We start from the raw sequence: 2,293 nt of genomic DNA on the forward strand, positions 1-2,293 counted from the left end.
ATGAGATTAGCCATGATTCCGCCGCCGTAACCGATCAGATTTCCTCCGATATCACGAAAAAGCGATGAAAAATCGTGCTCTCCTGATGTCGGCCAGTTCGGAAAAATCGTTTTGCAATTGGCTCTATGGACTTCAAACAAAATTTGTGTCCAGAAAATTCTTGGAAACATGCGAAGATTTGAATGTAAAATTTCGTGCGGTGCCGTTGAAATTTGTGGTGCGAAAAAAAAGGGTTGAGAAAGAATATTTCATGTTTCTTCCAGTAGATCATTTGCCATTACTGAACAAAGATTCGTCGACATTCTCAGAGGCACGTAACGTTGACTCAGGGGAGTTGCTAATGAATAAAATATACCCAGATCAGGTTATCTATAATAACATCACGAAGTTTGTCACATCAAATAGTGAGTTTCCACATCTTTTCAAATGCACAGAAATACTGCAGCTTGTCTGCACACGTGAATTTATGCAACTCGCCACGGAACGGAATCTGAAGTGTATCGATTTCATCCCGATTGATGGGGATTTTAAATATGATGCGTGGGGAGTCTCAACTCGCTCTGCGAACAAGGTCTAGCCGTCTGATTTGCGTAACACGCATCGTCAATGCTGGCGCAGGGTCATCCATCAGTCCACGCCATATAATTTGACGGGTACTCACCTTCGCAATTGAGTAAGCCGTCTATGCATTAAGTAAGATGTGCTTCCGACAACTCACGCCCAACGTTTCCACCATGCCGACCCTGATCCTCACGCCCCGCTACACCAATCTACCGGACTTAAGAAATTTGTCCTCAGCATGGTTTCTGCGTCATGGACTTGTGCGGCTTTGGCTGCTGCGCTCGGGGCTTGGATATGTCGGGCCTGTGCCTGTAGGTGACGCCAGCGATGAGGCGCAGGAGTGTCTGCAGTTGGGCGAGCGAGGCCGTACCGAGCAGCAACGCCAGCAGTAGTGGTTTCATCGCGGTATGGGCGTAGGCGTGGTTGATACGCGTATGTTCTGGTAATTGGGCTTGTTCGTGGGCGCTCGTTGCAGTCAGAGACTGCAGATTGTCGCAGACGACCTTGGCTGCGAAGTCCTGCAGTACCGCCAGCTGCGACAGGCCTGAAACGTGTTCGAGGCTAACGCGGTGCTTAAGACGCTTGAAGGCTTCCTCGATACGCCAGCGGCGGTGGTACAGGCCGCCGAACAGGGTGGCCGGGAAGCGTACGGCATCGAGCAAATTCGTCATTAGCACCCGTACTTTGCCCGTGGAGGCAACGTGGCGGACCAGGCGCACCGTTTGCGGCCCCGGCGGGCACTCGTAGTCGGTGCAGTCGCGCTGGTCCGGCGCGCCCAGCGTAACGATCGCCTCGGCCTGACCGCCGCGCAAAAAATCACGCACGCAGGTGAATCCGGCGTTGCCGGAACGCTCGACACGCATGCAGAAGCCGATTCCACGCTGGTTCAGTGCGGCCGGTAGCCAGCGACATGGATAGCCGCGGTCCATCAGCAACAAGTCGCCGGGACCGAGGCGGTCGAGGTGCTGGAACAGCATCTGGCGTTCGTTCTCGTGCACGCTGTGCAGCGACGCTGCCAGCATCATGTCGGCATCGGGCAAGAAGAGTCCAAAGGCGATCTGGTCGGCGCTCGCGGGATTGGGCACGGTGCTCGCTCGCAGCCCGAAGCGCAAGGTAGAGGCATCGGCGGCGACCAGGCGCAGGCCATGCCAGCGCGGCACAAAGCCGGCGCTCTCGGCGCGCTCGACAAGCCAGTCGTTGAGGGCCGGAATGGCGGTAGCGGCAAGCTTGGCCCTGGCCTTTAAAAAAGCGCGCTCGGAAACTGTGCGCACCAGTTGCGCCTGCTGTTCGAGATGGCTGAAGAATTCGTCCAGCTCGGCACGCACACTTTTGCGCATGCCGCCGAGCATGACTGCCACCAGGCTTTGCAGCGGCAGTTTGCGTTGTCGGCAGAAGGCGTTGGGATGGTTTGGATAGCGGGCCTGGGCATGGAACTGCGGCGATTGCAGGTGCTCGGAAAATGCGGCAAAAAAAGAGGCTAAGATCATGTCGGCCAACGAGGTCAAAAAAGACCTTATTGGCCGCCGCCCTGCCGCCGCGAAACAACCCGCACCGGCAGGGCGGCGGCCGCGCGAAGCGGCATGTTTGTCAACTGTTATTTCGAAAGGTGATTAGCGCTGATCTTCAGCTAACCGACACCACGCTTCGGTTCGGTTGCCCGTGGCGACAGCAGCGTACAAGAGGCGCGTCAAGATGGTCGACAAATCGAAGCGCCGGTTAAATCGATACTGAG

Annotated in this window: 1 protein-coding gene and 1 pseudogene; both read right to left on the minus strand. The window is 55.8% G+C overall.

All coding sequences use genetic code 11. The features are described from left to right. Positions 1-794: 794 nt before the first annotated feature. On the minus strand, positions 795-2,066 hold the full coding sequence (locus tag F1735_RS33040) for an IS4 family transposase (protein ID WP_229506088.1): 1,272 nt from the start codon (positions 2,064-2,066) through the stop codon (positions 795-797). Between the two features lie 105 nt (positions 2,067-2,171). Continuing rightward, positions 2,172-2,293 (minus strand): annotated as a pseudogene (locus tag F1735_RS33045) (IS1595 family transposase); the annotation flags it as partial.

Origin of the sequence: Massilia genomosp. 1 (assembly GCF_011682185.1) — a bacterium.
Taxonomy (GTDB): domain Bacteria; phylum Pseudomonadota; class Gammaproteobacteria; order Burkholderiales; family Burkholderiaceae_D; genus Telluria_A; species Telluria_A rubra.